At 63.6% G+C, this 3416-nt stretch carries 3 protein-coding genes; all 3 read left to right on the plus strand.

The features are described from left to right. Positions 1-110 precede the first annotated feature (110 nt). The gene (locus WAN71_RS11115) at positions 111-1718 is read left to right on the plus strand and encodes a virulence factor Mce family protein (RefSeq protein WP_422225378.1); all 1608 of its coding nucleotides are present in this window, start codon (positions 111-113) and stop codon (positions 1716-1718) included. 8 nt (positions 1719-1726) lie between these two features. Continuing rightward, positions 1727-2881 carry a virulence factor Mce family protein gene (locus tag WAN71_RS11120; RefSeq protein WP_422225380.1) on the plus strand — a complete coding sequence of 385 codons (1155 nt, stop codon included), beginning with the start codon at positions 1727-1729 and terminating at the stop codon, positions 2879-2881. Next, the coding region (locus WAN71_RS11125; RefSeq protein ID WP_422225379.1) for an MCE family protein at positions 2875-3416 on the plus strand (542 nt) is incomplete at its 3' end. The genes WAN71_RS11120 and WAN71_RS11125, both read left to right, overlap by 7 nt.

The following is a 3416-nucleotide window of genomic DNA, read 5'->3' on the forward strand; positions in this document are numbered from 1 at the left end:
GGGCTGCCCCCGGGGCCGGCGGCGCCGCAGGGACCCGGCGGCCAGGTGCCGGCTCCGTTCATCAACCCCGGCGGAGCGGGAGGTAGCGGCGTCACGGGAGGTAGCCAAAATTGAACGGCACCTTTAGTTTCCGCAACCGGCGCCTGCCAAAGCGGCCTCGGACATCGGTGATCATCGGATCGCTCGCGGTACTGGTCGCCCTGCTGGCCGGGTTCATCGGGTTGCGGCTCTACCAGAAGTTGGCCAACAACACCGTGGTGGCCTACTTCCCGGAAGCCAACGCGTTGTATTCCGGGGACCGGGTCCAGATCATGGGCGTTCGGGTGGGTTCAGTCGACAAGATCGAGCCGGCCGGCAACAAGATGAAGGTGACCTTTCATTACGCCAACAAGTACAAAGTCCCCGCCAATGCGTCAGCAGTGATCCTCAATCCCACTCTGGTGGCATCGCGGAGCATTCAGTTGGAGCCGCCCTACAAAGATGGTCCGGTGCTCGCCGACAACGCGGTGATCCCGGAAGAGCGCAACCAGGTGCCCACCGAGTGGGACCAACTGCGCGACAGTGTCGCCAACGTCATCACCAAACTGGGGCCCACCAAGCAGCAGCCCAAGGGGCCTTTCGGTGACGTCATAACGGCCTACGCCGACGGGCTGGCCGGCAAGGGCAAGCAAATCAACACCACACTCAACAGCCTGTCGCGAGCGCTGACCGCGCTGAATCAGGGCCGCGGCGACTTCTTCGCGGTGGTGCATAGCCTGGCGCTCTTCGCCAACGCCCTGCACCAAGACGACCAGCAGTTCGTCGCGTTGAACACCAACCTGGCTCAGTTCACCGGCAAGTTAACCCACTCTGACTCGGACCTCGCCAATGCGATACAGCAATTCGACGGCCTGCTTTCCACACTTCGCCCGTTCTTGGACAAAAACCGCGACGTGCTGACGCACGACATCGACAACCTCGACAAGGTGACCACCACGGTCGTGCAACCCGAGCCGCGGAATGGCTTGGAGACCGGCCTGCACGTGTACCCCACGCTGGCCGGGAACCTTAGCGAGATCTACCACCCATCGCACGGTGCGGTCGTGTCCATTCCAGCCATCCCGAACTTCACCAACCCAATGCAGTTCTTTTGCAGCATGATTCAGGCCGGCAGCCGGCTCGGCTATCAGGAATCCGCCGAACTCTGTGCCCAATACCTGGCGCCGATCCTCGACGCGATCAAGTTCAACTACCTTCCGTTCGGCCTCAACCTGTTCAGCACCGCCGAGACGCTACCCAAGGAAGTCGCCTATTCCGAGCCGCGGCTGCAGCCGCCGAACGGCTACAAGGACACCACCGTTCCTGGGATATGGGTGCCCGATACCCCGCTGTCGCACCGCAACACCCAGCCCGGCTGGGTGGTCGCGCCGGGCATGCAGGGCACGCAGGTAAGTCCGGTCACGGCGAGCTTGCTGACTCCGCAATCGCTGGCCGAACTCATGGGCGGGCCGGATATCCCACCGGTGCAATCGAATTTGCAGACGCCGCCGGGCTACCCGAACGCCTACAACGAGGAGCCCGGTCCGCTCCCCTATATGGGCGTGCCGGGCCACCCTGCGCCGATCCCTCCGCCGCCGCCAGGACCCGAGGTGGTCCCGGGGCCGGTCGCGCTGACGCCTGCGCCAGCGGCCGCGCCTGCTGGACCACCACTGCCCGCTGAAGCTGGAGCGGGCTCGTGAAGGGGATGATGCGCATGGTTCGCCACCGGGCCAGACAGGGCCTGGCTCTACTGGCGGCTGCCATCACGCTGACGTCGTGCGCGAGCTGGCACGGAATCGCGAATGTGCCGATGCCGGGCGGCCCGGGCACCGGAGCCGGTTCCTACACCGTCTACGTACAGATGCCAGACACGTTGGCGCTCAACGATAACAGCCGGGTGCGGGTGGCCGATGTCTTTGTCGGCACGGTCCGCGCGGTCAACCTGAAGAACTGGGTTCCCACACTGACGCTGAGCCTGGACAAGACAGTCAAGTTACCCAAGAACGCCACCGCCAAGATCGGACAGACAAGCCTGCTGGGTTCGCAGCATGTCGAGCTGGCCGCGCCACTCGTCCCGTCACCGGAGCTGCTGAAAAACGGCGACACCATCAAACTGAAGAATTCGTCCGGCTACCCCACCACCGAGCAGACGCTGGCCAGCCTCGCCCTAATCTTGCGCGGAGGCGGCATCCCGAATGTCGAAGTGCTGCAGGACGAGGTCTACAACATCGTGAACGGGCGCGCCGACCAGATCCGTGCCTTCCTCGGCAAGTTGGACACCTTCACCGCCCGGCTCGACGAGCAAACCGATGACATCACCCGAGCCATCGATTCCACCAATGGCCTATTGGCGTACGTGGGTTCTCGCGCGGATGTTCTGGATCGCGTGTTCACCGAATTCACGCCACTGATCAAACATTTCGCCGACAAACAAAACCTGTTCATCAACGCTGTCGACGCGACGGGACGGCTCGGCCAGGTTGCCAACCAATACCTAGCCCCCTCGCGGAGCAACCTCCATCAGGACTTGGTGGCGCTGCAGTGCCCGTTGCGGGAACTCGGCCGTGCCTCGCCGTATTTGGTCCGCGCACTCAAGCTGATCCTCGTCCAGCCGTTCGATATCGACGCCGTGCCGAAGTCGTTCCGGGGTGACTACTTCAACCTGTCGCTGACGGTTGACCTGACCCTCAGCTCTGTCGACAACGCGGTCCTCACCGGGACCGGATTCTCCGGAGCGCTGCGCGCACTCGAGCAGTCGTACGGCCGCGATCCCGAAACGATGATTCCGGACGTCCGGTACACACCAAACCCGAACGAGGTCCCCGGCGGCCCGCTGGTCGAAAGGGCGGACAGGCAATGCTGACCCGCTTGGTCTGGCGCCAGCTGATCACGTTCGGCATAATTGCTGTGGTCACCGCAATTGCGTTGGGCTGGTACTACTTACGGGTTCCTACTGCGATGGGGATCGGCCAGTACACGCTGAAGGTGGAGCTGCGCACGTCAGGCGGTTTGTACAAGACGGCCAACGTGACCTATCGCGGTGAGACGATTGGCAGGGTCACAGCCGTCGAGCCGACCGAGACCGGTGTACAGGCGACCATGAGTATCGCCGACCGGTACAAGATCCCGGTCGATGCGTCGGCGAACGTGCATTCGGTGTCGGCAGTCGGCGAGCAGTATCTGGACCTGGTGTCGGCAGGCAACCCGGGCAAGTATTTCTCGCCCGGACAGACCATCACCAAGGCCACCGTGCCCGCCGAGATTGGTCCGGCGCTGGACGCCGCTAACCGCGGCCTGGCTGTGCTGCCCAAGGAGAAGATCAGCCAATTGCTCGACGAGACAGCCCAAGCGGTCGGAGGGCTGGGTCCCGCGTTGCAGCGGCTGGTCGACTCGACTCA

Origin of the sequence: Mycobacterium sp., from assembly GCF_049280035.1 — a bacterium.
GTDB lineage: Bacteria > Actinomycetota > Actinomycetes > Mycobacteriales > Mycobacteriaceae > Mycobacterium.